This is a genomic window from Pseudomonas sp. E141 (genome assembly GCF_052659885.1).
The window spans coordinates 673353-697928 of record NZ_CP084024.1; the positions used below are offsets into that span (position 1 = coordinate 673353).

Genomic DNA, 24576 nt, shown 5'->3' on the forward strand with positions numbered 1-24576 from the left:
CTGGCCACGCGTGACTCAAGATTTATTGTGCGAGGGACCAAGCTCCCTCGCCACAGTTCAATCCAGTTCTTGAATGACCGCATTTGCATTGCTTTGTCCAATAGGGTCTCGATAACGCCCCCGAGGGTGTACTATCGATACTCGCCCATCGGATATCAGTTAGCCATGTCCACGCTAAGCGAAGAGAGCCGTCAGATCGTAGCTTCTCTGGCGCACCGCGTTGGCCCCAACGCTGACATTGCAAAGACCGCCCACGCGATCGTTTCCATTTTGCAGGATATAGAAGTGGCCCTGACGCCTGTCATTGGTCAGCAAGGGGTTGTCGCGTTGTATCGCCGCAGCCTGCATCTGTGTGGGGCCGCTCATCCGCGCCTGACCAGCACCTGCAACAAGGTGCCGTCCGGCATGGTTCTGACCGCCCTGAATTCAGTGCTTGTTGAGCAAAGCGAAGCCGATGCGCTGTTTTTCGGTGAAATGGTGCTGACCACTTTCTATGAGTTGCTGACCACGCTGATCGGACCCTCGCTTACCGCACGTTTGCTTCGTGGCGTGTGGGATTCTTCTTTGAGCGACACCCCTTCGCAGGAAAATTCGCCATGAGCAGCAAAGTGACTATCAACCGCTTGGCCACCGGCGTGCCAGGACTGGACGAGGTCTTGGGCGGAGGATTGCCGGAGTTTTCGTTCAATCTGATCGCCGGCCCACCCGGTTGCGGCAAGACCACCCTCGCGCACCAGATGATGTTTGCCCTGGCGACCCCCTCACGTCCGGCGCTGTTTTTTACCGTGCTGGGTGAGCCGCCACTGAAGATGCTGCGCTATCAGCAGCAGTTCGATTTCTTCGATAGCGACGCGATCAATCATTCGATCCGCTACGTCAACCTGGCTGACGATACCCTGGCCGGGGATCTGGACGAAGTGCTGCGGCGCATTGTCAGCGAGGTGGAGGCGCACTCCCCGGCGCTGGTGTTCGTTGACTCGTTCCGCTCGGTGGTGCTGGCCAGCCAGACCCAGGACAACCCGAACAACAACTTGCCGCAGTTCGTCCAGCAACTGGGCATGTTGATGACCACCTGGCAGGCCACGACTTTCCTGATTGGTGAGTACTTTACCGAAACCGATACCAACCCGATTTTCACCGTGGCCGACGGACTGATCTGGCTGCGCCAGAGCGTTCAGCGCAATTCCATGGTGCGCAAGATGGAAATCATGAAGATGCGTGGCCAGCCAACGCTGCCGGGTCTGCACACTTTCCGTATCGCCCCATCGGGAATCAAGGTATTTGCCCCTGCGCCCTACAATCCGATCGAAGCCCCGCTGGAGTTCCCCATCAAACGCTTGGGAATGGGTGTGCCACAGCTCGACGAAATGCTCGGCGGTGGCCTGCCGCGCGGTTACTCCCTGTTGGTTGCTGGCCCGTCGGGTTCTGGAAAAAGCATTCTCGCGGCATCGTTTCTCGCTGAAGGCGCGCGAAACGGTGAAAACGGCGTGATCGCCGTGTTCGAGCAGCGCCCGAATCACTCCCAGAACGCCACCCTTTCAAACTTGATTAAAAGCGGCAAAGTCGGGCTGGTGGATAGCCGTGCTCCAGATCTGTCCATCGACGAGATCGTGCAGTTGCTGTTGAGCGAGATTGCTCGCCTGAACGCCACGCGGGTGGTGATTGACTCGCTGTCGGGGTTCGAACTGGCCCTGGCGCCGACCTTTCGCGAAGACTTTCGCGAGTCGCTGTCGCGCATGGTCACCGCGTTGACCAGCGCCGGTGTCAGTGTATTGCTGACCTCGGAGTTGGAGGATCGCTACACGGATCTGCGTTTCAGTCCTTACGGCACGGCTTTTCTTACCGACGCAATCATCGTTCAGCGCTACATTGAAGTGCAAAGCCGTTTATTGCGCATCATGGCCGTGGTCAAGGTGCGGGCCAGCGCTCACTCCGATGAGTTACGCCTTTACAGCATTGACGATAGCGGTTTGCAGATCGGTGACATGTTGCCGGATCAGGAAGGTTTGCTCGGAGGCCGGCCTACCCGGCAGATGTCTGGCAAAGGTACTGGATGAGGCATCATCATGAATGAGGCCAATGGCGGGAATGAGCAGGCGAAGGCGATGGCCGCTCGCGAGCTGTTCCTGCTCGGCCAGAAAACTGTCGAGGCGCGTGCGGTGCTGGCCGCGCTGCGCAAGGAGCTGAACGACGCCAACACCCAACTTGCCGACAAGCAACATGTCGAGCAACTGATCGAGGCCAATCAGCAACTGGTCCTGGCGATCCTGTCGGCCCAGTCCGAGGCTGAAAAGCCACCTTCCACGCAGGCAGAACAACAACTGTATCGGCAGATGCGCGAGGCCAATGAGCAATTGGTCATTGCTGCCCTCAGCGCACAGCATCTGCAAGACGCGGCCGAACGGGCGCTGGAGCGCCAGCGTAGCGTTCTCGCTTTGGTTGCCCACGAACTGCGTCATCCGCTGACGCCCATCAGCATGATTGCCGGCCGACTGGTGCGGGTGCCCAGTGAGGAGTTGCCGCGCATGCAGAAGCTGATCGAAGGTCAGGTCCGGCACATGTCTCGATTAGTGGAGGACTTGCTCGATGTCTCCCGCGTCAGCACCGGCAAGTTTCGCCTAGATTGCCAGATTGTCGATATGGTGCAGATCGTTCGCGAGGCCATCGATATCTGTAAACCGGCCATGATTAGCGGCAAGTTGATGTTCAGCGCCACACTGCCCGAGTGTGCCCTGCTGGTGTACGGCGATCCGGTACGGCTTGCTCAGATTCTCGGCAACCTGCTGGGTAATGCGGTCAAATACACCCCTGTGGGCGGCACCGTCGAATTGTCGGTTATCGTCGAAGGGAGTGTCTTGCAGGTCAGCATCCGTGATACCGGCATAGGTATTTCGGCCAAGGCGCTGCCGTTTATTTTTGAACCCTTTGTGCAGGATGTTCACGCCATCGGCTTCAACGGCGTTGGCCTGGGCATTGGTTTGACGGTGGTGCGCGAGTTGGTCGAAAGCCACGGTGGCACAGTGGTCGGCAAGAGTGAGGGGGATGGCAAGGGGAGCGAGTTCGTGGTGAGGTTGCCGTTGGCAAATCCATGAAGCTGCGCGGTCGTCCCATCTGCCGCCGCGTGCGGGGATGTCAGATTCTGTAATAATTCGATGCGTATGACGCGTTCGGAAACATTATAGGATCACTTCCCCAATTATTTTCAGGTCTATATGAACACCCTTCTGGAGCCTCCCAGTCGTTTTTTTCAATCCGCGCCCTCTACAAGTCCGCTCTTCGTTACCGAACGTATATCCGGTTTTTCTGGATCGCTGGACATCCAAATCCCATCCGTAGGCTTCTCATCGATTTCTCCCAGTGAGACCAACAGTGTCGCCTCCCAAGTCATGCCTTGCTCTATCCGCTCGATAAAGCTTCTTTCCCTGGCACCTTTCGCCCCGACTCTACGAGAGGTTGAATAACCCTTATGGAATGGATTGCTGATCCGACGGCATGGCTTGGCCTGCTGACCCTGATCGTGCTGGAGCTGGTGCTCGGCATTGATAACCTTGTGTTTATTGCCATCCTGGCTGACAAGCTGCCGCCGGAGCAGCGCGATCGTGCCCGGATCATTGGCCTGTCGCTGGCATTGTTGATGCGCCTTGGCCTGCTGGCCAGCATCTCCTGGATGGTGACCCTGACCGAGCCGTTGTTCGAGGTCTTCGACAAGACGTTCTCGGGCCGGGACCTGATCATGCTGTTCGGTGGTGTATTCCTGTTGTTCAAGGCCACCATGGAGTTGCATGAACGACTCGAGGGGCATGTCACCGAGCGTACAGGTAACGCCGCCTATGCGATGTTCTGGCCTATCGTTGCGCAGATTGTGGTGCTGGACGCGGTCTTCTCCCTGGACGCCGTGATCACGGCCGTGGGCATGGTGGAACATCTGTCGGTCATGATGATCGCGGTGATTTTCTCCATCGGCCTGATGATCATCGCAAGTAAGCCCCTGACCCAGTTCGTCAACAGCCACCCAACCGTCATCATGCTCTGTCTGGGCTTTCTGATGATGATCGGCTTCAGCCTCACGGCTGAGGGCCTGGGCTTCCACATTCCGAAAGGCTACCTCTATGCCGCGATCGGTTTTTCGATCCTGATCGAACTGTTCAACCAGTTGGCTCGCTCTCGTCGCAAGAAGAGCATGCAGGGGCATCGTCCTATGCGCGAACGCACTGCCCATGCGGTCATGCGTTTACTGGGTGGGCACAAGTTGGGGGCTGATGAAGTCGGTGAAGAGATCGCTGACATGCTGTCAGGCGACGAAGCCGAACAGGTCTTCCACCGACGTGAGCGGGTCATGATCAGTGGTGTGCTGCAGTTGGCGGAGCGCCCAATACGCAGTGTCATGACTCATCGTGCGGAAATCGACCACCTCGACCTGGCCGATTCCCCAGACGAGATCCGCACCAGGCTGATGCACTCGTCGTATTCCAGGTTGCCGTTGATCCGCGACGGCCGTGTGGATGAGCCTCTGGGGTTCATCCACAAGAAGGAGTTGCTCAAGGAACTGTTGGCGGGCAACGAGCCGAATCTGGAAGCCATGGCTCGCAAGGCCATCAACCTGCTGGACAACTTCACGATTCTCAACGCGCTGGAACAGATGCGCAAAGAGTCGACCCACATCGCCTTCGTGGTGAACGAGTTCGGTGATTTCATTGGTCTTCTCACCATGACCGATATTCTCGAATCCATCGCGGGTGAACTGCCCGATGCCAGTGAAATAGAGGGTCCGAACATCGTGGCCCAGGATGACGGATTTCTGGTCAGCGGCGCGCTGAATCTCAGCCAGGTGCGCGAACACATCGGCTTCCAGGCAAAAGCGACGGATGACTATCAGACGCTCGCCGGGTTGGTCATGAGCTTGCTGGACCGCTTGCCGATCATCGGAGACAAACTCGATTGGCAAGAGTGGAGCATGACCGTTGTCGAGGTTGAAGAGCGTCGAGTGACTAGGGTGCTGTTGCGTAAAAGCTAACGTGGAAGAATTGGGGCCGCATCCGCGGCCTCGTTTGTTTGAAGCGTATGGCGAGCCTCTGTCACCGGTGGAAATCCCTAGACGAAAAAAATCCCCGTATCAGTCATGATTACGGGGATTTTTTCGTCTAGGGAAGTCCGTGTGATTCCACGGGCTCTCTTAGACGTTGAAGCGGAAGTGCATCACGTCGCCATCCTTGACGATGTATTCCTTGCCTTCCAGGCGCCATTTACCGGCTTCCTTGGCGCCAGCTTCACCCTTGTACTGGATGAAGTCTGCGTAGGCGATGACTTCGGCGCGGATGAAGCCTTTTTCGAAGTCGGTGTGGATCACGCCAGCGGCTTGCGGGGCAGTGGCGCCGACGCGTACGGTCCAGGCGCGGACCTCTTCGACACCGGCAGTGAAGTAAGTCTGCAGGTGGAGCATTTCGTAACCGGCGCGGATCACGCGGTTCAGGCCGGGCTCTTCCAGGCCCAGGGCCTCGAGGAACATGTCTTTCTCCTCACCATCGTCCAGCTCGGCGATTTCCGCTTCGATCTTGTTGCAGACCGGAACGACCATGGCGCCTTCTTCTTCGGCGATGGCCCGGACCACGTCCAGGTGCGGGTTGTTCTCGAAACCGTCTTCAGCGACGTTGGCGATGTACATGACCGGCTTGGTTGTCAGCAGGTGGAAGCCCTTGATCACCAGCTTCTCATCGGTGCTCATGTTCTTCATCAGGCTGCGCGCGGGCTTGCCTTCGGTGAAGTGGGCGATCAACTGCTCCAGCAGGCCCTTCTGGACCACTGCGTCCTTGTCGCCACCCTTGGCGTTGCGAGCGACTTTCTGCAGTTGCTTCTCACAGCTGTCGAGGTCGGCGAAGATCAGCTCAAGGTCAATGATCTCGATGTCACGCTTGGGGTCGACGCTGTTGGAGACGTGAATGACGTTCTCATCTTCAAAGCAGCGCACCACGTGGGCGATTGCATCGGTTTCACGGATGTTGGCCAGGAACTTGTTACCCAGGCCTTCACCTTTCGAGGCGCCGGCGACGAGACCGGCGATGTCGACGAATTCCATGGTGGTCGGCAGGATGCGTTTGGGATTGACGATGGCCGCCAGCGCTTCCAGGCGTGGGTCGGGCATCGGCACGATGCCGCTGTTAGGCTCGATGGTGCAGAAGGGGAAGTTTTCGGCCGCGATACCGGACTTGGTCAGGGCGTTGAACAGGGTGGACTTGCCGACGTTAGGCAGGCCGACGATGCCGCAATTGAATCCCATGGTGTTTCCCCTCGGAGTAGAGTCAGGCCTTCTGGCTGTGCAGGTTTTTCATCGCGCGGTTCCATTCACCGGCGAGGATATCCGGCAGCACGCCGAGGGCAAAGTCGATGCTGGCATCGAGTTTTTCCTGTTCGGCGCGAGGCGCACGACCCAGGACAAAATTTGAAACCATGCTGGCAACGCCCGGGTGGCCGATGCCGAGCCGCAGGCGGTGAAAGGTATTCTGATTACCCAGTTGCGCGATGATGTCGCGCAATCCGTTGTGACCGCCATGGCCGCCGCCCTGCTTGAGCTTGGCGACGCCCGGAGGCAGGTCGAGTTCGTCGTGGGCCACCAGGATTTCTTCAGGTTTGATGCGAAAGAAACCGGCCAATGCCGCCACGGCCTGGCCGCTGCGGTTCATGTAGGTAGTGGGAATCAACAGACGAACATCCTGACCCTGGTGTGAGAAACGCCCGGTCAGGCCGAAATATTTGCGATCGGCCGCCAGGCTGACGCCTTGTGCGTGCGCGATGCGCTCAACAAAAAGGGCCCCTGCGTTATGCCGGGTCTGTTCGTATTCAGCGCCTGGATTTCCCAGGCCAACGATCAGTTTAATGGCAGTCACGATAGGGGCCCTTCCTGGAGTGTGGATAACAACGTCGCGCTCAAACGGTGTTGCGACAGTGGGACGAAAATGGCGGATCTACCGTTAAGTAAACTTCGCGTTCTCGCCCGCTGTCTCGCTACGTTCCAGTCCGCGATGTTTCCGGTCACTCCGGCGACAGAGTGAAATTACTCTGCAGCTTCTTCTTCAGTCGCTTCTGGAGCAACACGTGGAGCGTGGACGTTGGCAACAGCCTTGTCATCGCCGTGCGCCAGGGCAACAAACTCAACGCCTTTAGGGGCCTTGAGGTCGGACAGGTGAATGATCGTGCCGATTTCGGCGTCAGCCAGGTCGACTTCGATGAATTCAGGCAGGTCTTTCGGCAGGCAGGAAACTTCCAGCTCGGAAGTTACGTGCGAGATTTCGCCGCCTTTCTTGACCGGAGCAGCTTCGTTGATGAAGTGCACTGGAACAACAGCAGTCAGCTTCTGACCGGCAACAACGCGTACGAAGTCAGCGTGCATCACGTGGCCTTTGGCCGGGTGACGCTGCAGGGCTTTGATCACGACGTTTTGCTTGGTGCCGCCAACGTTCAGCTCGATGATGTGGCTGTAGGCCGCTTCGTTTTCGAGCAGTTTGGCAACTTCTTTGGCCAGCATGCTGATGGACTCAGGGGCTTTGTCGCCACCGTAGACTACAGCTGGAACCAGGCTTGCGAGACGACGCAGGCGGCGGCTCGCACCTTTCCCCAGGTCGGAACGCACTTCAGCATTCAGGGTAAATTCGTTCATGTTGTATCTCCAAAGTAACCACATTCACCCCAGCGCTTGCGACCAGCGCTAAAGGCGATATGGGCAAAAAAGCCCCGCCCCGGCAGGTAATGTCGGGGCGGGGCGCTTTTCGTCAACGAGATGTAATGGAAAGGGCAGGGCCCTTAACGGAACATCGCACTGATCGATTCTTCATTGCTGATGCGGCGAACCGCCTCGGCAACAACCGGTGCGATATCCAGTTGGCGGATACGCGCACAGGCTTGTGCTGCAGCGGACAGCGGGATGGTGTTAGTGACCACCAGCTCGTCCAGCACGGAATTTTCAATGTTTTCGATCGCTCGACCCGACAGCACAGGGTGTGTGCAGTAGGCAAAGACCTTGGCAGCGCCATGCTCTTTCAGGGCCTTGGCCGCGTGGCACAGGGTGCCGGCGGTATCGACCATGTCGTCGACCAGAATACAGGTACGCCCTTCGACGTCGCCGATGATATGCATCACTTCGGAGTGATTGGCTTTCTCACGGCGTTTGTCGATGATACCCAGATCAACGCCCAGGGATTTGGCAACGGCCCGTGCACGCACGACGCCGCCAATGTCCGGGGACACGATCATCAGGTTTTCGAAGCGCTGATCTTCAATGTCATCCACCAGAACCGGGGAGCCGTAGATGTTATCCACGGGAATATCGAAGAAGCCCTGAATCTGGTCAGCATGCAGATCGACCGTGAGCACACGATCGATGCCGACTACGGTAAGCATGTCAGCCACGACTTTCGCGCTGATTGCCACACGTGCGGAACGCGGACGGCGATCCTGACGGGCATAACCAAAGTAAGGAATAACAGCAGTAATACGAGTAGCCGAGGAGCGGCGGAAGGCATCAGCCATCACGACGAGTTCCATCAGGTTATCGTTGGTCGGAGCGCAAGTCGGCTGAATAATGAAGACGTCTTTACCGCGAACGTTTTCATTGATCTCGGCAGTGATCTCGCCGTCGGAGAACTTACCGACAGAAATGTCACCGAGAGGGATATGCAGCTGACGTACAACACGCCGAGCCAGATCGGGGTTAGCGTTCCCCGTAAAGACCATCATCTTGGACACGCGCAGTACCTGAAGGCTGAGGGTATACCTGGATGAGTATAGGAAAATGGCAGGGGCGGCTGGATTCGAACCAACGCATGGCAGGATCAAAACCTGCTGCCTTACCGCTTGGCGACGCCCCTGTATCTGTTGCTTCGAGTGCCCAGCACTCGATTCCGTTAGAGCAGACTTTGCAGCTTGCGATGCAACATCGAAACGTTGCTTCCTTTTGCTACAAACCCTGTAAGGGTCTCTGTCAGAAGGGCCGAGACTTTATCAGCTTCAGCTTTGCTTGGGAAGCCCCCAAACACACAACTTCCAGTTCCGGTGAGTTTTGCTTCGGTAAATTTACCTAACAAATTCAAAGCGTTACGAACATCTGGATAACGCCTTGCTACCACCGGTAAGCAGTCATTTCGACTGTTTCCCTTGGGAACGGGGCGCACTTTAATGGGAGGAGAGTTACGTGTCAACAGTGGATCTGAAAAAATTTCTGCTGTACTTACAGATACTTGCGGCACCAGCACCAAGTACCAGGGTTCCTCGGGCTCTACCGGTGTGAGTTTTTCCCCGACGCCCTCGGCAAAAGCCGCGTGGCCCCGTACGAAAACCGGCACGTCGGCACCCAGCGTCAGGCCCAATGCGGCCAGGCGATCGGCGTCCCAACCCAGCTGCCACAGGTGGTTGAGCCCCAGCAAAGTCGTCGCCGCGTTTGAGCTGCCGCCGCCGATGCCGCCGCCCATGGGCAGGATTTTTTCGATCCAGATATCAATGCCCAGCGAACACCCGGATTGCTCTTGAAGTTTTTTCGCGGCTTTGACGATCAGGTTGCTGTCGTGAGGAACACCTTCGAATTCGGTGTGCAGATGAATCACGCCGTCGTCACGCACGGCAAAGGTGATTTCATCGCCGTAGTCGAGAAACTGAAAAATCGTCTGCAACTCGTGATAGCCGTCCGGGCGACGGCCCAGGATGTGCAACATCAGGTTGAGCTTGGCCGGGGAGGGCAGGGTCAGGCGCGCAGCGGTCATGTCATTGCCCCAGCTTGCGCGGCTGCCATTGCTTGATCACCAGCGTGACGTCCAGGTTGCTGCCGTGCAGTTTGATGCGCTCGGGCAACCAGTAACCGTTTTGCTCGGCGTAGCTTAGGTATTCGATCTGCCAGTCGTCCTGCTCCAGGTTGGACAGACGACTGTCGGCATCGAGGGTCAGGCGGCTTTTGCTGTCCGGTGCCGGCAGGCCGCGAACCCACCAGGTCAGGTGGGATACGGGCAGCTTCCAGCCCAGTTGTTCTTCCAGCAAGGCTTCCGGCGAGGGTGATTCGTAGCGACCCTGATTGGCCACTTCCAGCGAAACCTGGCCTGGTCGGCCGGTCAGGCGCGCCGCGCCACGACCCAGCGGACCGGACAGGCGAATGTCGTAGTAGTCCTGGCGTTGCAGCCAGAACAGCGTGCCACTGCCCGAGTCTTTCGGTGCGCGTATGCCGATCTTGCCGTCGATCTGCCAGCCGTCGAGACCGCTCAGTTGTTCCTTGTGCTCTCGCCATTGGGCCGTGTTGCCGTGGCCCTGGACGGATTCTCGGGCGCCGAAGCCGGCGCAACCGGCGAGCAGGGCGATAAAGCTGAAAACGATGAAGTGGCGCAAAAGCATAATTTTAAAGGGTCTCTGATCCGGTCAGGCGTTTGATGGTGCTGCGCAGGATGGGGCTGTCGGGCTGTTCCTTGAGGAACTTGCTCCAGATCTGCCGGGCTTCGCGCTGTTTGCCGTTGGCCCACAGGACTTCGCCCAGGTGCGCGGCGACTTCCTGGTCGGGAAAGCGCTCCAGGGCCTGGCGCAGCAGGCGTTCGGCCTCGTCGAGGTTACCCAGGCGGAAATGCACCCAGCCAAGACTGTCGAGCACCGCCGGGTCTTCCGGGTTGAGCTGGTGGGCCTGTTCGATCAGCACCTTGGCTTCGGCGTATCGGGTGGTGCGATCAGACAAGGTGTAGCCCAGGGCATTGAGGGCCATGGCATTGTCGGGGTCGCGCTGGATGATCAGGCGCAGGTCTTTCTCCATTTGCGCCAGGTCATTGCGTTTTTCCGCCAGCATGGCGCGGGTATACAACAGGTTCAGGTCGTCCGGGTACTGCTTCAACGCCCGATCGAGCACGGTCCAGGCTTTGTCGCCCTGATTATTGGCCGACAGGGTTTCAGCCTCGATCAGATACAACTGGATGCCGTAGTCCGGCTGGGTGTCCCGCTGCACGGCGAGGCGACTCTGGGCCTCGGCCGTTTTGCCGTTGCTCATCAGGATATCGGCCTGGCGCAACTGGGCCGGCAGATAATCGTTGCCTGGGCCGACCTGGGCGTACTCGAGCAGTGCACTCTCGGGATCGTTGCGCTCTTCCGCGATGCGGCCCAGGTTCAAGTGGGCGGAGTCGACATGCGTTCCCCGCGCAATCAGGTCTTCCAGGTGACCCTTGGCTTCTTCCCACGCTTTGGCTTCCAGGCAGACCAACGCCAGGGAATAGCGCAATTCATCGTCTTCAGGGTACTGCTGGACCAGGCTGGAAAACTCCACCTTGGCGTCGTCCATGCGGTCGTTTTCCACCAGCATGCGCGCGTAGGTGAGACGCAGGCGCTTGTCGTCCGGGTATTGCCTGATGGCTTTTTCCAGCAACGGCAGGGCTTCGTCGCCGCGGTTCGCCCCTTGCAGCAAGCGAGCGCGCAGCAGAATCGGCGCCACTTCGCCCGCTTGCGGAGGGTTGTCTTCCAGCAGGGAAAGGGCGCCCTGGATGTCACCATCCTGTTGCAGCAGCAGGGCCTTGCCGAAAATCAGCTGACCGTTATCGGGATGGCGCTGCAGCAGTCGGTCGAAGCTTTTAGTCAGGCCGTCGCGGGTTTCCTGGTCGGTATCGGCCGCTGATAGCGCAAGGAAGTCGAAATGGGTGTCGCCCTTGCCCAGCAGGACTTTCTCCATATACACCATGGAGTCGTCGTAGCGTCCGGCCCGGGCCAGTTGCACGGCGGCGGCGCGTTGCGCTTCGAGGTCTTGCGGGGCGTTTTTGGCCCAGATCAGTGCGGTATCCAGGGCGGGCTGGTCGGCACCCAGGTATTCGGCAATGCGAAACGCCCGCTCGGAGATGCCCGGGTCCTGTGTGTTGATGGCCTGGGTGACGTAGTTGTCCAGCGCAATGTCGAAGCGATTGCGCTGGCCTGCCAGTTCGGCGCTCAACAGGCTGAAAATGGTTTCTTCGCTGAATGAGCTATAGACCTTGGGCTTTTCAGGGGCCTGGGTGCTGTCTTCGACCGGCGGCGTACCGTCTGTCGACACGGGGGCCATGGACTGACAGCCGCCGAGCAAGGCAAAAGCGAGGAGCAACGCGGAAGATCTATTCATATAGGAAAAGGACGACTAACCTGCGGTCGGATCATCATGACACAGCCTTCGGTCAAACATAACCGGCCCGTCGATTTACGGCACGGGGCAGGGCGATAGATATCGAGTGGTTGTTCTGAATCTGGCGAAGTAGGACAATTGCCGGCTTCACGTCACTATCAGCGACCTTGAATGGCCTTCCTTGCACTTGGTATTAACCACAAGACTGCTTCCGTAGACGTCCGCGAGCGCGTGGCCTTTACGCCTGAGCAACTGGTTGAGGCCCTGCAGCAGCTTTGCCGACTCACCGAGAGCCGCGAGGCTGCCATCCTCTCCACCTGCAATCGCAGCGAGCTTTATATAGAGCAGGATCACATTTCGGCCGATACCGTGCTGCGCTGGCTGGCCGAATATCACGATCTGAGTCTTGAAGAGCTGCGCGCCAGTGCCTATGTGCATGAAGACGATGCGGCCGTTCGTCACATGATGCGCGTTGCCTCCGGGCTCGATTCGCTGGTGCTGGGCGAACCGCAGATTCTCGGCCAGATGAAGTCGGCCTACGCCGTGGCCCGTGAGGCCGGCACGGTCGGGCCTCTGCTGGGGCGCTTGTTCCAGGCCACGTTCAATGCCGCCAAACAGGTGCGCACCGACACCGCCATCGGCGAAAACCCGGTGTCCGTGGCATTTGCCGCGGTCAGCCTGGCGAAACAGATTTTCAGCGATCTGCAACGCAGCCAGGCGCTGCTGATCGGCGCGGGGGAGACCATCACCCTGGTGGCGCGCCATCTGCACGACCTGGGGGTCAAGCGTATCGTGGTTGCCAACCGTACCCTGGAGCGCGCCAGTACCCTGGCCGAGCAGTTCGGCGCCCATGCTGTGCTGCTGTCGGACATCCCGGCCGAGCTGGTGCACAGTGACATCGTCATCAGCTCCACCGCCAGCCAGTTGCCGATCCTGGGCAAAGGCGCGGTGGAAAGCGCCCTGAAACTGCGCAAGCACAAGCCGATTTTCATGGTGGATATTGCCGTTCCCCGGGACATCGAGCCGGAAGTGGGCGAGCTCGACGACGTTTATCTGTACAGCGTCGACGACCTGCACGAAGTGGTCGCCGAGAACCTCAAGAGCCGGCAAGGGGCGGCCCAGGCGGCCGAAGAAATGATCACCATTGGCGCCGAGGACTTCATGGTCCGCCTGCGCGAGCTGGCGGCGGTGGATGTGCTCAAGGCTTATCGTCAGCAGAGCGAACGCCTGCGCGACGAAGAGCTGCAAAAGGCCCAGCGCCTGCTGGCCAACGGTGGCAGCGCCGAAGAGGTGCTGGTGCAACTGGCTCGCGGCCTGACCAATAAATTGCTTCACGCGCCCAGTGTCCAGCTCAAGAAGCTGACCGCCGAAGGCCGCCTCGATGCGTTGGCCATGGCCCAGGAACTCTTTGCCCTCGGTGAGGGTTCACCGGATAGTTTTTCGGATAAAAAATCGCAATGAAAGCGTCACTGCTCAATAAGCTGGACATTCTCCAGGACCGTTTCGAGGAACTGACCGCCCTGCTGGGCGATGGTGAAGTCATTTCCGACCAGAACAAGTTCCGCACGTATTCCAAGGAATACGCCGAAGTCGAGCCGATCGTCGCCACCTATAAACAGTTGCTCAAAGTGCAGGGCGACCTTGAAGGCGCCCAGGCGTTGCTCAAGGACAGCGATCCGGACATGCGCGAAATGGCGGTCGAGGAAGTCCGTGAAGCCAAGGAGCAGTTGCTCGAGCTTGAAAGCAACCTGCAACGCATGTTGTTGCCCAAGGATCCGAATGACGGTCGCAATGTGTTTCTCGAGATCCGTGCCGGCACCGGCGGCGACGAAGCGGCGATATTCTCCGGGGACCTGTTCCGCATGTATTCGCGTTACGCCGAGCGTCGCGGCTGGCGGGTGGAGATCCTCTCGGAGAACGAAGGCGAACACGGTGGCTATAAAGAGGTCATCGCCCGGGTCGAAGGTGACAACGTCTACGGCAAGCTGAAATTCGAATCCGGCGCCCACCGCGTGCAGCGTGTCCCGGCCACCGAATCCCAGGGGCGTATCCACACTTCGGCCTGTACCGTGGCGGTTTTGCCCGAGCCGGACGAGCAGGAAGCCATCGAGATCAACCCGGCGGACCTGCGGGTCGACACCTACCGCTCCTCGGGTGCGGGCGGTCAGCACGTCAACAAGACCGATTCGGCTATCCGTATCACTCACCTGCCTTCGGGCATTGTGGTCGAGTGCCAGGAAGAACGTTCCCAGCACAAGAACCGTGCGCGCGCCATGTCGTGGTTGTCGGCCAAGCTCAATGATCAACAGACCAGCGCTGCGGCCAACGCCATCGCCAGCGAACGCAAGCTGTTGGTGGGCTCGGGAGATCGCTCGGAGCGGATTCGTACCTACAACTTTGCCCAGGGTCGGGTCACCGACCATCGAGTCAACCTGACGCTGTATTCGCTCGACGAAATTCTCGCCGGCGGCGTCGACGCAGTAATCGAACCGTTGCTGGCCGAATACCAGGCCGACCAGTTGGCCGCGATTGGCGAGTAAGCACAGGTGAACATATGACCATCATCGCCAGTTTGTTACGCGCCGCCGAGCTGCCGGATTCGCCCACGTCCCGACTGGATGCCGAATTGCTGCTGGCCGCGGCACTGGGCAAGCCCCGCAGCTTCCTGCACACCTGGCCCGAGCGAATCGTGCCAAGCGAAGCGGCGTTGTTGTTCTCTGAATACCTGCGCCGCCGTCGTTCTGGCGAGCCAGTGGCTTATATCCTCGGGCAGCAAGGCTTCTGGAACCTGGACCTGGAAGTGGCGCCTCACACCTTGATTCCGCGCCCCGACACCGAACTGCTGGTGGAAACCGCGCTGGCCTTGCTGCCGGCCGCACCGGCGAGGGTTCTGGATCTGGGCACCGGCAGCGGCGCGATTGCCCTGGCATTGGCCAGCGAGCGCCCGGCCTGGACAGTCACCGCGGTCGACCGTGTGCTGGAGGCGGTGGCCCTGGCCGAACGCAATCGCCAGCGCCTGGACCTGCGCAACGTCACGGTACTGAGCAGCCACTGGTTCAGCGCTTTGGACGGTGAGCGTTTTGAGCTGATCATTAGCAACCCACCTTATATAGCCGCCACCGATCCTCATCTGGCGGAGGGCGACGTGCGGTTCGAGCCGGCCAGTGCCCTGGTGGCAGGGCACGACGGACTTGATGATTTGCGCACAATCATCGCCCAGGCCCCCGATCATCTAGAAACGGGTGGCTGGTTGATGCTCGAGCACGGTTACGATCAGGCCGACGCGGTGCGTGATCTGCTGCAAACCCAAGGGTTTACTGAAGTCCACAGCCGCCAGGACCTGGGTGGGCATGAGCGCATCAGCCTGGGGCGCCTGCCGTGCTGAACGATCAGGAGTTGTTGCGCTATAGCCGGCAGATTCTGTTGCAGCACGTCGACATCGACGGGCAACTGCGACTCAAGCACAGCCGCGTATTGATTGTCGGCCTCGGCGGACTTGGCGCTCCGGTGGCGTTGTACCTGGCCGCTGCTGGCGTCGGTGAGTTGCACCTGGCGGATTTTGACACGGTCGACCTGACCAACCTGCAACGCCAGATCATCCACGACACCGACAGTGTGGGCCTGAGCAAGGTCGATTCGGCGATGCGTCGCCTGACGGCGCTCAACCCCGACATCAGCCTGGTGCCTCACCCACAGGCCATGGACGAAGACAGTCTGTCTGCTGCCGTTGCGGCAGTGGATGTGGTGCTGGACTGTTCCGACAATTTCTCCACCCGCGAAGCGGTGAATGCGGCGTGTGTCGCTGCAGGCAAACCGCTGGTCAGCGGTGCGGCGATTCGTCTGGAAGGGCAGTTGTCGGTGTTTGATCCACGCCGCCCGGAAAGCCCCTGCTATCACTGCCTCTACGGCCACGGCAGTGAAGCCGAATTGACCTGCAGCGAAGCCGGTGTGCTCGGGCCGCTGGTGGGGTTGGTAGGCAGTCTGCAAGCCCTTGAAGCCTTGAAACTGTTGGCCGGCTTCGGCGAGCCACTGGTGGGGCGCCTGCTGTTGATCGACGCCTTGGGCAGCCGTTTTCGTGAGCTGAGGGTCAAGCGTGATCCGGGGTGCAGCGTCTGCGGTGGCAGCCAGCATGAGTGAAGCGCCGGTCGGTGTGTTCGACTCGGGTGTCGGCGGGCTGTCGGTGCTGGGGGAGATCCGTCGGCTGTTGCCCAATGAGTCACTGCTCTACGTTGCAGACTGTGGGCATATTCCCTACGGCGAGAAAACCCCGGAATTCATCCGGCAGCGCTGCGCAATCATCGCCAACTTTCTCCATCAGCAGGGCGCCAAGGCGCTGGTGGTGGCTTGCAATACCGCGACGGTTGCCGGGGTCGCCGATTTGCGTCGCGATTATCCCCACTGGCCCATTGTCGGCATGGAGCCGGCGGTCAAACCGGCGGCGGCCGCCACTCGAAGTGGCATTGTCGGTGTGCTGGCAACCACTGGCACATTACAAAGCGCCAAATTCGCCGCGTTACTTGATCGGTTCGCCACCGATGTGCAGGTGATCACCCAGCCATGCCCCGGGCTGGTAGAGCTGATTGAAGCAGGCGATCTCCAGAGCCCGGCTTTGCGTCAACTGCTGCAGGGCTATGTCGAACCGTTGCTGGCCGCCGGCTGCGACACGTTGATCCTGGGTTGCACGCACTATCCCTTCCTCAAGCCATTGCTCAAGCACAGGGTTCCCGCGCACATCAGCTTGATCGATACGGGGGCCGCCGTTGCCCGGCAACTTCAACGCCTGCTCGCTGAACGCGGCCTCCTGGCCGCCGGTCCCGCCAGCGAAACGCGATTCTGGAGTAGCGCAGATCCGATACATTTAAGAAAAATCCTACCAACGCTATGGAATTCGTCCGGCGTTGTGCGAAGCTTCAGTCTGTAAAAAAACCTGAAAAATACCTAAATCAGGCTGAACTTCTGTTTTAACGCGGATTTCTATAGCTTTGTCTGTTTGTAACAAAACTAACTAAGTCTGTTCGGAAAAGGATGTTTCTAATGAAGCGTTTATTCTGCTTGGCCGCACTTGCGGCTGCATTGTTGGGGCACACTTACTCCGCACAAGCGGCAGGTGTGGAGTTTGGGGTGGGCCAGACCGGCGAGTCGACCATGACTTACCGCTTGGGTATGCAGTTCGATTGGGACAAGAGCTGGTTACAGAGTGATGTCGGTCGCCTGACCGGCTATTGGAGCGGCGCTTACACGTATTGGGAAGGGGATGAGGCCTCGAGCAACCACAGCCTGTCGTTCTCGCCTGTCTTTGTGTATGAGTTTGCCGGTCAAAACGTAAAACCCTACATCGAGGCGGGTATCGGTGTTGCGTTGTTTGAAAATACCCAAGTGGAAAACAACCAGCTCGGTACGGCTTTTCAGTTCGAGGACCGCATTGGTTTCGGCCTGCGCTTCAACGGTGGACATGAAGTGGGTATTCGCGCCACTCATTACTCCAACGCCGGCATCAAGTCGACCAACGACGGTGTCGAAAGTTACGCGCTGCATTACACGATGCCGCTGTAACCCAAACCCGTGGGAGCGAGCCTGCTCGCGATAGCGAAGTATCAGACAACCTCATATTGACTGGTCTACCGCTATCGCGAGCAGGCTCGCTCCCACGGCTACCGATATGCAGTCGCAATCCCTTTGCGTTCTTCAATACATTCCGGCGCGCCCATCTCGAACTCGCGGCAGATCAGCGGGCGTTTTTCGTAGATCGTGCACCTCATACTGTCGCGATCCAGCGCCGCGCACCAACCATCGTCGAGCCGCAACATCACTTCTCCACCCCATTCGTCCGTGTCGATAAAGCGTTCGGGCACGCCAGTGTCAGTGAGCAGCATCACTTCCAGTTGGCAACAGCACGCCGCGCACGTCGAACAAGTGACGGCAGGCTGGGGGATCTGATGGACAGGGATGGTTTTCATGGCGCGCAGTGTAAGGCAACCGCGCCCCTCAGGGTTGGCCCTTGATCGGGCACCCATTCCCCGCTTTATCTGAGTTGACGTCAGTGAGCATCGATTCGGTCGATGAAGGTAGCGGCCAGAGGACGGTCATGGACGAAACGGGGAGCGCCACTTCATGGGGGCGCTCGGCCAGTTGTGTCAGCACGTGATGTGCCGCCGTTTCGGCCGTCCACTGGACTGGGGCCGGAAAACAGTCGTCGAGGCTGAGCGAAGGGCTATCGAAGCCTGGGTGAACCAGCGTCACGTCGATGCCCTCGGCCATCAGGTCGACGCGAGCCGACTCAAACAGAAAACGCATGCCTTTGCCGTCGGCCTCGCTATATGACGGTGGCAGATAAGTCGCCGGGCTGGTGATGCCCACCAGATGGGACCGGTTGCCTGCACGCAGCAATGGCAGGGCAGTGTGAATGCAGAAGCTGGCCGCTATCAGATTGCTGCGCACAATGTGTTCGATGATCAAAGGGTCGGCGGGTTGGCCGTCGATGTATTCGGCGGTTCCTGCATTGAGAATCACGGTGTCCAGCGAGCCCCACTGCCGGGCAATCTGTTCGCCGATCTCGCGTACGGTCTGGCTGTCGGTCAAGTTGCCGGGCACCGCCAGTACTTGTCCCGGATAACGTGCCGAAAGGTCTTCACTCGAGCGCGACGAGCGCGAGCTAACGGCCAGGTGTGCGCCGGTTTTGAGTATCGCTTCGGCCAACGAAACGCCGATTCCGTTGCCCGCGCCGGTCAGCCAATATCGCTTACGAGTTTCTAGACCCATTCCATACTTCCTTCGCCGAGCAGAGTGCACGAATTTGGTATAAGACTGTATGGCCGCAGGGTTGAAATTGCATCTTACGGTCCGTGTTTTTCTGTTCGCTGATCGCCCGATTTCTTGGTTTTACACTTATCGAGTTGGCAGGTTTCTGAACGCCTGCAATGCACGAGCCCGGGACTGACCCAGGTCGACAATCGCCGGAGGATAATCCGTCACGCCAAACAATCGGCCCTGCATGTTTGGATTATGGACCTGTTGCTTATCGAGATCGTTCAGTTCAGGTAACCAGCGTTTGATGAACAATCCTTCACGGTCGAATTTCTCCGATTGACTCAAGGGGTTGAAGATCCGGAACCAGGGCGCCGCATCCGTCCCGGTTGAGGCGCTCCACTGCCAGCCGCCGTTGTTGGCGGCCAAGTCGCCGTCGATCAGGTGTTGCATGAAAAAGCGCTCACCCTCGCGCCAGTCGATCAGCAGGTTCTTGGTCAGAAACATCGCCACCACCATCCGCAAACGGTTGTGCATCCACCCGGTTTCCAGCAACTGGCGCATGGCCGCGTCGATGATCGGCAAGCCAGTGCGTGCCTGTTTCCAGGCCTCCAGCTCTTCGGGGGCGTTGCGCCAGGCCAGCGCTTCGGTTTCCGGACGGAACGCGCGATGGCGAGACACACGTGGATAGCCCACTAGAATGTGTTTATAGAACTCACGCCAGAGCAATTCATTGATCCATGTCACAACACCGACATTTCCGCTCTCGAATTCACCCTGGTTGGCCTGCAGCGCCGCATGCAGGCATTGGCGTGGCGAGATCACACCCCCCACCAGGTACGCCGAGAGCTGGCTGGTGCCTGGTCTGGCGGGAAAGTCCCGTTCGCTCTGGTAATAATCGAGGTGTTGCTCAGCGAAGGTGTCCAGGCGCCGCCGGGCTTCGTTTTCACCCGCAGGCCAGAGGGCGCGCAGCGTTTCACTCGCAGGCGAGAAGCCTTCGACTTGTGTGGGCACCGGGTCGCTGACAATGCCGGTGGGTGCCTGCCGGGCCGGTTTGGCGACCAGGCTTGGCAGCGAAAAGTGCAGGCGGCTGTAACAGACCTTGCGGAACTGGCTGAACACCTGGAAATAGGTGCCGGTCTTGGTCAGCACACTGCCGGGCTTGAACAGCAACTGGTCGAGGTGGCTGTGAAATTCGATGCCCTGGCCCTGCAACGTTCGGGCAACTTCGGCATCTCGGTGGGTTTCGTTCAAGCCGTATTCTTCATTGACATGGACGGCGTCGATTGCCAGTTCGTGGCACAGCGAGAGCAGAATCTGCGGTGCCTGATCCCAGCGTGCAGCGTGGCGGATCAGCAGCGGGATGTTCAAAGCCTCCAGGGCAGAGCTCAACGAGGCGAGGTTACGCAGCCAAAAGTCGATCTTGCACGGTGCATCGTCATGCGCGCGCCATTGTTCCGGGCTCGGCAGGTACACCGCCACACAAGGTCCCCGGGCTGCTGCGGTGGCGAGGGCGGTGTTGTCGTGCAGGCGCAGGTCGCTGCGCAGCCAGATCAGTTGCGTGGGCTTTTTCATTCAAATAAGTGCTCTGCGACTCAGTTCGCGGTAAGCCGATAACGGATCTTCGGCCCACGTAAGGTTGTCGGTCGAAATGCCTGTGGATAACCGAGCGTGATGGATCGATGCGGCCGGGCCGGCGATGATGATCGGGCAATCCACCCCACTGATCAGCTTGGGCAGTTGGGACAGGTTCAGCGCGTTGCTGGAGTACAGCAGCACTCCACGGGCTTTGAGGCGTTCGACGGCCAAGGCCAGTTCGCCTGCGGGTATCGGCCCATCGAACACTTCCACGGGGCAATCGGCGCTGCTGGCCAGCCAGGCGCTAAGCCACAATTGGGGCTCCAGGGGCAGGTCCGAATGGTTGACCAGCAGCAATGGCGCACCGCGCAACTGACGATTGTTGTGGTAGATCCGACTGCCGAATTTGCTGCGCAGCCAGGAGTACAGAAACACCCGCTCCAACTGCGCACCGAACTGGCCTTGCCAGCGCAATTGCAGTTCGGCCAGCAAAGGCAGCAACAACTGCTCGCACACCGTCCAGGGCGGATAAAGCGCCATAGCCTGGTTGACCAGATCATCGACCTGACGCTCGGCCAGTTGCGTGACCGCCAGCATCAGGGCGTGGCGCTGACGCTGCCAGTCGTTTTCCAACGGTTCACTGGGCGGCTGCGGTGTGTCGAGCAGCGGTTTTATCTTGCTCACCGCCACCCCCCGATCGATCCAGGTGAGGATGCTCAAGATACGTTGCACATGATCGGCATTGAACAGTCGGTGACCCTTGGGGGTGCGGTGCGGCACGATCAGGCCATAACGGCGCTCCCAGGCTCTCAGGGTGACGGCATTGACCCCGGTTTGGCGGGCAACTTCGCGTATGGGCAGCCAGCCCTGCGCCAGGGCTTTGGCGAAGTCGGCGCCCAGGTCTTCGCTGGCGCTGGAATCAGGTTCGCTTTTCATCAAATGGCATTTCGCAGACTGAGGTTTTCCGGGTGTGGTTGCAGGTAGACCTGCTGCGCCAGATAGGGATCGGGATGCAGGCGCAAGTGATGCTTGAGCAAGGTCAGCGGAACTACCAGGGGTACGATGCCGAGGCGGTATTGCCCGATGAGGTGTTGCACTTCCTGCTTGTCTTCGGCGTTGATGGCGCGTTTGAGGTAACCGCTCAGGTGCTGCAGCACATTGGTGTGAGTGCGGCGGGTGGCGCATTTCTTCAAAGCAGCCATCAAGGCGCTGAAGTAGCGTGCGCCCAGCTCGTCAGGATCGGCCTTGCCCATGTTGCCCAACAGATTGCCCAAGGCCTTGTATTGCACCGGGTTATGGGCCATCAACAGATATTTGTAGCGCGAGTGAAAGTGGATCAGGTCGCGGCGTGTCAGGCCTTTGCGGCGCAGCGGTTGCCAGGCCGCGTAGGCAAATACCCGGGTCAGGAAATTTTCCCGCAGCACCGGGTCGTTCAGGCGACCGTCTTCCTCCACCGGCAAGTCGGGGTGGCGCTCGCAAAACGCCTGGGCATAGATGCCGCGTCCGCCGCCGTCCTGTGGCACGCTGTTGTGATCGTAGACCTTGACCCGCTCCAGTCCGCAGGACGGCGACTTCTGCATGAAGATGTAGCCGCAGATGTCATCCAGTTCCTCGGCCATCTGCTCTCCGTAAGCGGCCAATGGCCGGGTTACATTGAGGTCGTGCCTGACCGTACCAACCGCGTCAGGCCGTTCGGGATTACCCACCAGCCGGATCGGCTCGCGGGGGATGCCCAGGCCAATGGCGACTTCAGGGCAGACCGGGACGAAGTCGAAGTAGTCGACCAAGGTACGGCTGCATAGCTGCGATTGCTTGTGTCCGCCGTTGAAGCGAACTTCAGCGCCCATCAGGCAGGCGCTGATAGCGATTTTCGGTTTGACGACGGCATCATGGGGCATGGGCGACCTCTGATTTCAAATCTTGTACAAAATAACATTTGTGTACAATATTTTCATCATAGATCCGAACGCGCACAAGTCAACCGCTTTTGCGTGTGGGGCGATGTGGTTTTTGCGCAGACAGGCTGCTGCCTGTTTCGACAGCAGCGGGTGACGTAGGCTGGCGCGTTCTATTGCAGGCTGGCGTGCAGACGGCGTGCGGCTTCCTGACCGCTTAGCCAAGCACCTTCGACACGACCGGACAGGCACCAGTCGCCACAGACATACATACCCAGGTCGGCATCGGCCAAGGCGCCCCATTCATGGTTGCCGGCGGGGCGCGCGTAAAGCCAGCGATGGGCCACGCTGAAGCTGGGCGCAGGCATGGCACTGTGCAGCAGCTCGGCGAACGCGCCGTGCAGGTGTTCGATCACCGCTTCCTTGGCCATGTCGATATGTTGGCGACTCCAGTCGCTGGTGGCGTGCAGCACCCAGGTGTCGAGCGTGCTGTCGCGCCCCGGTTTGCTGCGGTTGCGAGCCAGCCAGTCGAGGGGGCTGTCCTGGACGAAGCAGCCTTCCATGGAGGTATCCAGCGGTGTTTCGAAGGCCAGGGCCACGGCCCAGGTGGGGTCCATCTTCACGCCCGCCGCCACTGCGGCCAGCTTTGGCACGGCCGCCAGCAATGCCGTGGCCTGGGGCGCGGGCGTAGCAATCACCACCTGGCCGAAGGGGCCGTGGGTGAAACCTTCCGCGTCCTGCAAGTGCCAATGCTCCTGACCGCGGTACACCTCAGTGATGCGGCAGGAGAACTGCACCTGCAACTCGCCAAGCAAGGCGCGGGTGATGGCGCTCATGCGCGGAGTGCCGACCCAGCGGGTCTGCTCATCCGGCGACGGGCTCAGTTGCCCATCCTTGAAATGATAAAGCTGAGGTGTCCATTCCGCCGCCCAGCCCTGGGCTTGCCAACGCTGGACTTCCATCACGAAGCGGCGATCGCGGGCGGTGAAATACTGTGCGCCCATGTCCAGTGCGCCGGCATCACTGCGCTTGCTGGACATGCGTCCGCCGCTGCCATGGCTTTTATCGAAGAGTTGAACGACATGCCCGGCCTCCGTCAGGGCCTGGGCGGCTGAAAGTCCGGCGATGCCGGTGCCGATGATTGCGATAGGTACAGTCATGAGGGCCTCGTTTACCTTTCTGTACAGACTACGCCGTCGTTTAAACCTGTACAATTAGGGTTTTTGGTATAAGTTTTACCGTTCGCGTTTTGACAGGGTGACCTATTGTTAAACACAGACCCTGCCTGATACGAAAAATCCCTGCTTATAAAAATAGACTAATGGGCTGGGTAAAACGCGATGCGAGGAACACTTCATGCACATATTGCTGACCGGCGGTACTGGTTTGATCGGACGTCAGCTCTGCCGCCACTGGTTGGCGCAGGGCCATCGCTTGACGGTGTGGAGTCGTCGCCCCGAAGACGTGGCGAAGATCTGCGGCGCGCAAGTGCGGGGTGTCGCCAGGCTCGAGGAGATTGCCGAGCCGGTGGATGCGGTGGTCAACCTCGCGGGGGCACCGATTGCGGATCGACCCTGGAGCCATAAACGCAAGAAGTTGTTGTGGAGCAGTCGCATCACCCTGACAGAAGCGTTGCTGGCTTGGCTGGAGCGTTGCGAACACAAACCCGGGGTATTGATTTCCGGTTCCGCGGTGGGGTGGTACGGCGACGGTGGCGAACGTGAGCTGACCGAGGACTCAGGACCGGTGAGCGAGGACTTCGCCAGCCAGTTGTGCATCGCCTGGGAGGAAACCGCGCAGCGCGCCGAGGCGATGGGCATACGGGTGGTACTGGTTCGTACCGGTCTGGTCCTGTCGGCCGAGGGCGGCTTTTTGTCGCGGCTGCTGCTGCCGTTCAAACTGGGGTTGGGCGGGCGTATTGGCAATGGCCGGCAGTGGATGCCGTGGATTCACATTGCCGATCAAATCGCTCTGATTGATTTTCTTCTGCTCCGCGATGAGGCCAGCGGTCCTTATAATGCCTGCGCGCCGAACCCGGTGCGCAACCGCGATTTTGCCAAGGCCCTGGGGGGCGTGTTGCATCGGCCGGCCGTGGTGCCGATGCCGGAGCTGGCGCTGAAGGTCGCATTGGGAGAATTGTCATTGCTGCTGCTGGGCGGCCAGCGCGCAACGCCGGCCCGATTGCAGGCGGCGGGTTTCACTTTCCGGTTCACTGATTTGCATGCGGCTCTCGACGATTTGTCGAACCGCCTTTGAAATAGGACG

The 24576-nt window shown here is 59.4% G+C and carries 24 protein-coding genes and 1 tRNA gene; 11 read left to right on the top strand and 14 right to left on the bottom strand.

Annotation, left to right across the window (positions count from 1 at the left end; translation table 11 throughout):
• Positions 1-165 precede the first annotated feature (165 nt).
• From GKKCFE_RS02945 to GKKCFE_RS02960, 4 genes are all read left to right on the top strand, one after another.
• Positions 166-600 (top strand): hypothetical protein, encoded by a 435-nt coding sequence (locus tag GKKCFE_RS02945; protein ID WP_445577463.1) that lies wholly within the window; start codon positions 166-168, stop codon positions 598-600.
• Positions 597-2057: an RAD55 family ATPase gene (locus GKKCFE_RS02950; protein ID WP_439125483.1), complete on the top strand. Its 1461-nt coding sequence runs from the start codon at positions 597-599 to the stop codon at positions 2055-2057. The genes GKKCFE_RS02945 and GKKCFE_RS02950 overlap by 4 nt, the downstream gene beginning before the upstream one ends.
• Before the next feature lie 9 nt (positions 2058-2066).
• The gene (locus GKKCFE_RS02955) at positions 2067-3092 is read left to right on the top strand and encodes a sensor histidine kinase (protein WP_445577464.1); all 1026 of its coding nucleotides are present in this window, start codon (positions 2067-2069) and stop codon (positions 3090-3092) included.
• 374 nt (positions 3093-3466) lie between these two features.
• Entirely contained in the window at positions 3467-5014 is a 1548-nt protein-coding gene (locus tag GKKCFE_RS02960; RefSeq protein ID WP_076386314.1) for a TerC family protein, read from the top strand.
• Between the two features lie 159 nt (positions 5015-5173).
• Here GKKCFE_RS02960 and ychF read toward each other — a convergent pair whose 3' ends face one another.
• The 8 genes from ychF to GKKCFE_RS03000 all read right to left on the bottom strand — a co-directional run bounded on the left by ychF (position 5174) and on the right by GKKCFE_RS03000 (position 12094).
• A complete protein-coding gene (gene ychF / locus GKKCFE_RS02965; protein WP_047229391.1) occupies positions 5174-6274 on the bottom strand; it encodes a redox-regulated ATPase YchF in 1101 nt (366 codons plus the stop codon).
• Positions 6275-6296: 22 nt separating this feature from the next.
• Positions 6297-6881 carry an aminoacyl-tRNA hydrolase gene (pth, locus tag GKKCFE_RS02970; RefSeq protein ID WP_003185374.1) on the bottom strand — a complete coding sequence of 195 codons (585 nt, stop codon included), beginning with the start codon at positions 6879-6881 and terminating at the stop codon, positions 6297-6299.
• Positions 6882-7048: 167 nt separating this feature from the next.
• Positions 7049-7651 carry a 50S ribosomal protein L25/general stress protein Ctc gene (locus tag GKKCFE_RS02975; RefSeq protein ID WP_076386312.1) on the bottom strand — a complete coding sequence of 201 codons (603 nt, stop codon included), beginning with the start codon at positions 7649-7651 and terminating at the stop codon, positions 7049-7051.
• Between the two features lie 143 nt (positions 7652-7794).
• The gene (locus tag GKKCFE_RS02980) at positions 7795-8736 is read right to left on the bottom strand and encodes a ribose-phosphate pyrophosphokinase (RefSeq protein WP_003171603.1); all 942 of its coding nucleotides are present in this window, start codon (positions 8734-8736) and stop codon (positions 7795-7797) included.
• 47 nt (positions 8737-8783) lie between these two features.
• Positions 8784-8858 (bottom strand) — tRNA-Gln (locus GKKCFE_RS02985).
• A gap of 36 nt (positions 8859-8894) precedes the next feature.
• The gene (ispE, locus tag GKKCFE_RS02990) at positions 8895-9746 is read right to left on the bottom strand and encodes a 4-(cytidine 5'-diphospho)-2-C-methyl-D-erythritol kinase (protein WP_047229394.1); all 852 of its coding nucleotides are present in this window, start codon (positions 9744-9746) and stop codon (positions 8895-8897) included.
• Position 9747: 1 nt separating this feature from the next.
• Positions 9748-10365 carry a lipoprotein insertase outer membrane protein LolB gene (gene lolB, locus GKKCFE_RS02995; RefSeq protein ID WP_047229395.1) on the bottom strand — a complete coding sequence of 206 codons (618 nt, stop codon included), beginning with the start codon at positions 10363-10365 and terminating at the stop codon, positions 9748-9750.
• Positions 10366-10369: 4 nt separating this feature from the next.
• On the bottom strand, positions 10370-12094 hold the full coding sequence (locus tag GKKCFE_RS03000) for a tetratricopeptide repeat protein (RefSeq protein WP_047229396.1): 1725 nt from the start codon (positions 12092-12094) through the stop codon (positions 10370-10372).
• A gap of 171 nt (positions 12095-12265) precedes the next feature.
• Here GKKCFE_RS03000 and hemA point away from each other — a divergent pair, with 171 nt between their 5' ends.
• From hemA to GKKCFE_RS03030, 6 genes are all read left to right on the top strand, one after another.
• Positions 12266-13555, top strand: coding sequence for a glutamyl-tRNA reductase (hemA, locus tag GKKCFE_RS03005; protein WP_047229397.1), 1290 nt, complete (start codon positions 12266-12268; stop codon positions 13553-13555).
• Complete coding sequence (prfA, locus tag GKKCFE_RS03010) at positions 13552-14634, top strand: peptide chain release factor 1 (protein ID WP_047229398.1); 1083 nt, start codon at positions 13552-13554, stop codon at positions 14632-14634. The genes hemA and prfA overlap by 4 nt, the downstream gene beginning before the upstream one ends.
• Before the next feature lie 14 nt (positions 14635-14648).
• On the top strand, positions 14649-15479 hold the full coding sequence (prmC, locus tag GKKCFE_RS03015; protein WP_445577465.1) for a peptide chain release factor N(5)-glutamine methyltransferase: 831 nt from the start codon (positions 14649-14651) through the stop codon (positions 15477-15479).
• On the top strand, positions 15473-16231 hold the full coding sequence (locus GKKCFE_RS03020) for a molybdopterin-synthase adenylyltransferase MoeB (protein ID WP_139051145.1): 759 nt from the start codon (positions 15473-15475) through the stop codon (positions 16229-16231). Before prmC ends, GKKCFE_RS03020 begins: the two co-directional genes overlap by 7 nt.
• Complete coding sequence (murI, locus tag GKKCFE_RS03025) at positions 16224-17015, top strand: glutamate racemase (protein WP_445577466.1); 792 nt, start codon at positions 16224-16226, stop codon at positions 17013-17015. Before GKKCFE_RS03020 ends, murI begins: the two co-directional genes overlap by 8 nt.
• Positions 17016-17128: 113 nt before the next feature.
• Complete coding sequence (locus GKKCFE_RS03030) at positions 17129-17647, top strand: acyloxyacyl hydrolase (protein WP_047229402.1); 519 nt, start codon at positions 17129-17131, stop codon at positions 17645-17647.
• A gap of 98 nt (positions 17648-17745) precedes the next feature.
• Here GKKCFE_RS03030 and GKKCFE_RS03035 read toward each other — a convergent pair whose 3' ends face one another.
• The 6 genes from GKKCFE_RS03035 to GKKCFE_RS03060 all read right to left on the bottom strand — a co-directional run bounded on the left by GKKCFE_RS03035 (position 17746) and on the right by GKKCFE_RS03060 (position 23471).
• A complete protein-coding gene (locus GKKCFE_RS03035; protein ID WP_445577467.1) occupies positions 17746-18051 on the bottom strand; it encodes a YkgJ family cysteine cluster protein in 306 nt (101 codons plus the stop codon).
• Positions 18052-18079: 28 nt separating this feature from the next.
• Positions 18080-18853, bottom strand: a complete 774-nt coding sequence (locus GKKCFE_RS03040) for an SDR family NAD(P)-dependent oxidoreductase (protein ID WP_445577468.1) — start codon at positions 18851-18853, stop codon at positions 18080-18082.
• 126 nt (positions 18854-18979) lie between these two features.
• On the bottom strand, positions 18980-20413 hold the full coding sequence (phrB, locus tag GKKCFE_RS03045; RefSeq protein ID WP_445577469.1) for a deoxyribodipyrimidine photo-lyase: 1434 nt from the start codon (positions 20411-20413) through the stop codon (positions 18980-18982).
• On the bottom strand, positions 20414-21352 hold the full coding sequence (locus GKKCFE_RS03050; protein ID WP_047229406.1) for a MerR family transcriptional regulator: 939 nt from the start codon (positions 21350-21352) through the stop codon (positions 20414-20416).
• Positions 21352-22314: a YbgA family protein gene (locus GKKCFE_RS03055; protein ID WP_047229407.1), complete on the bottom strand. Its 963-nt coding sequence runs from the start codon at positions 22312-22314 to the stop codon at positions 21352-21354. Before GKKCFE_RS03055 ends, GKKCFE_RS03050 begins: the two co-directional genes overlap by 1 nt.
• A gap of 170 nt (positions 22315-22484) precedes the next feature.
• Complete coding sequence (locus GKKCFE_RS03060; RefSeq protein WP_047229408.1) at positions 22485-23471, bottom strand: NAD(P)/FAD-dependent oxidoreductase; 987 nt, start codon at positions 23469-23471, stop codon at positions 22485-22487.
• Between the two features lie 196 nt (positions 23472-23667).
• Between GKKCFE_RS03060 and GKKCFE_RS03065 the strand changes: the two genes are divergently transcribed.
• Positions 23668-24567: a TIGR01777 family oxidoreductase gene (locus GKKCFE_RS03065; RefSeq protein WP_316912617.1), complete on the top strand. Its 900-nt coding sequence runs from the start codon at positions 23668-23670 to the stop codon at positions 24565-24567.
• Positions 24568-24576: the final 9 nt, after the last annotated feature.

Excerpts from the sequence above, each read along its gene's own strand:
- GKKCFE_RS02950 (WP_439125483.1), top strand. The coding sequence starts at position 597 with ATGAGCAGCAAAGTGACTATCAACCGCTTGGCCACCGGCGTGCCAGGA.
- GKKCFE_RS02955 (WP_445577464.1), top strand. The coding sequence starts at position 2,067 with ATGAATGAGGCCAATGGCGGGAATGAGCAGGCGAAGGCGATGGCCGCT.
- GKKCFE_RS03060 (WP_047229408.1), bottom strand. The coding sequence starts at position 23,471 with ATGACTGTACCTATCGCAATCATCGGCACCGGCATCGCCGGACTTTCA.
- GKKCFE_RS03035 (WP_445577467.1), bottom strand. The coding sequence starts at position 18,051 with ATGAAAACCATCCCTGTCCATCAGATCCCCCAGCCTGCCGTCACTTGT.
- GKKCFE_RS03055 (WP_047229407.1), bottom strand. The coding sequence starts at position 22,314 with ATGCCCCATGATGCCGTCGTCAAACCGAAAATCGCTATCAGCGCCTGC.
- GKKCFE_RS02960 (WP_076386314.1), top strand. The coding sequence starts at position 3,467 with ATGGAATGGATTGCTGATCCGACGGCATGGCTTGGCCTGCTGACCCTG.
- prfA (WP_047229398.1), top strand. The coding sequence starts at position 13,552 with ATGAAAGCGTCACTGCTCAATAAGCTGGACATTCTCCAGGACCGTTTC.
- GKKCFE_RS03065 (WP_316912617.1), top strand. The coding sequence starts at position 23,668 with ATGCACATATTGCTGACCGGCGGTACTGGTTTGATCGGACGTCAGCTC.
- hemA (WP_047229397.1), top strand. The coding sequence starts at position 12,266 with ATGGCCTTCCTTGCACTTGGTATTAACCACAAGACTGCTTCCGTAGAC.
- GKKCFE_RS03040 (WP_445577468.1), bottom strand. The coding sequence starts at position 18,853 with ATGGGTCTAGAAACTCGTAAGCGATATTGGCTGACCGGCGCGGGCAAC.
- GKKCFE_RS03050 (WP_047229406.1), bottom strand. The coding sequence starts at position 21,352 with ATGAAAAGCGAACCTGATTCCAGCGCCAGCGAAGACCTGGGCGCCGAC.
- GKKCFE_RS03030 (WP_047229402.1), top strand. The coding sequence starts at position 17,129 with ATGAAGCGTTTATTCTGCTTGGCCGCACTTGCGGCTGCATTGTTGGGG.
- ychF (WP_047229391.1), bottom strand. The coding sequence starts at position 6,274 with ATGGGATTCAATTGCGGCATCGTCGGCCTGCCTAACGTCGGCAAGTCC.
- lolB (WP_047229395.1), bottom strand. The coding sequence starts at position 10,365 with ATGCTTTTGCGCCACTTCATCGTTTTCAGCTTTATCGCCCTGCTCGCC.
- phrB (WP_445577469.1), bottom strand. The coding sequence starts at position 20,413 with ATGAAAAAGCCCACGCAACTGATCTGGCTGCGCAGCGACCTGCGCCTG.
- murI (WP_445577466.1), top strand. The coding sequence starts at position 16,224 with ATGAGTGAAGCGCCGGTCGGTGTGTTCGACTCGGGTGTCGGCGGGCTG.
- prmC (WP_445577465.1), top strand. The coding sequence starts at position 14,649 with ATGACCATCATCGCCAGTTTGTTACGCGCCGCCGAGCTGCCGGATTCG.
- GKKCFE_RS02945 (WP_445577463.1), top strand. The coding sequence starts at position 166 with ATGTCCACGCTAAGCGAAGAGAGCCGTCAGATCGTAGCTTCTCTGGCG.
- GKKCFE_RS03000 (WP_047229396.1), bottom strand. The coding sequence starts at position 12,094 with ATGAATAGATCTTCCGCGTTGCTCCTCGCTTTTGCCTTGCTCGGCGGC.
- ispE (WP_047229394.1), bottom strand. The coding sequence starts at position 9,746 with ATGACCGCTGCGCGCCTGACCCTGCCCTCCCCGGCCAAGCTCAACCTG.
- GKKCFE_RS02975 (WP_076386312.1), bottom strand. The coding sequence starts at position 7,651 with ATGAACGAATTTACCCTGAATGCTGAAGTGCGTTCCGACCTGGGGAAA.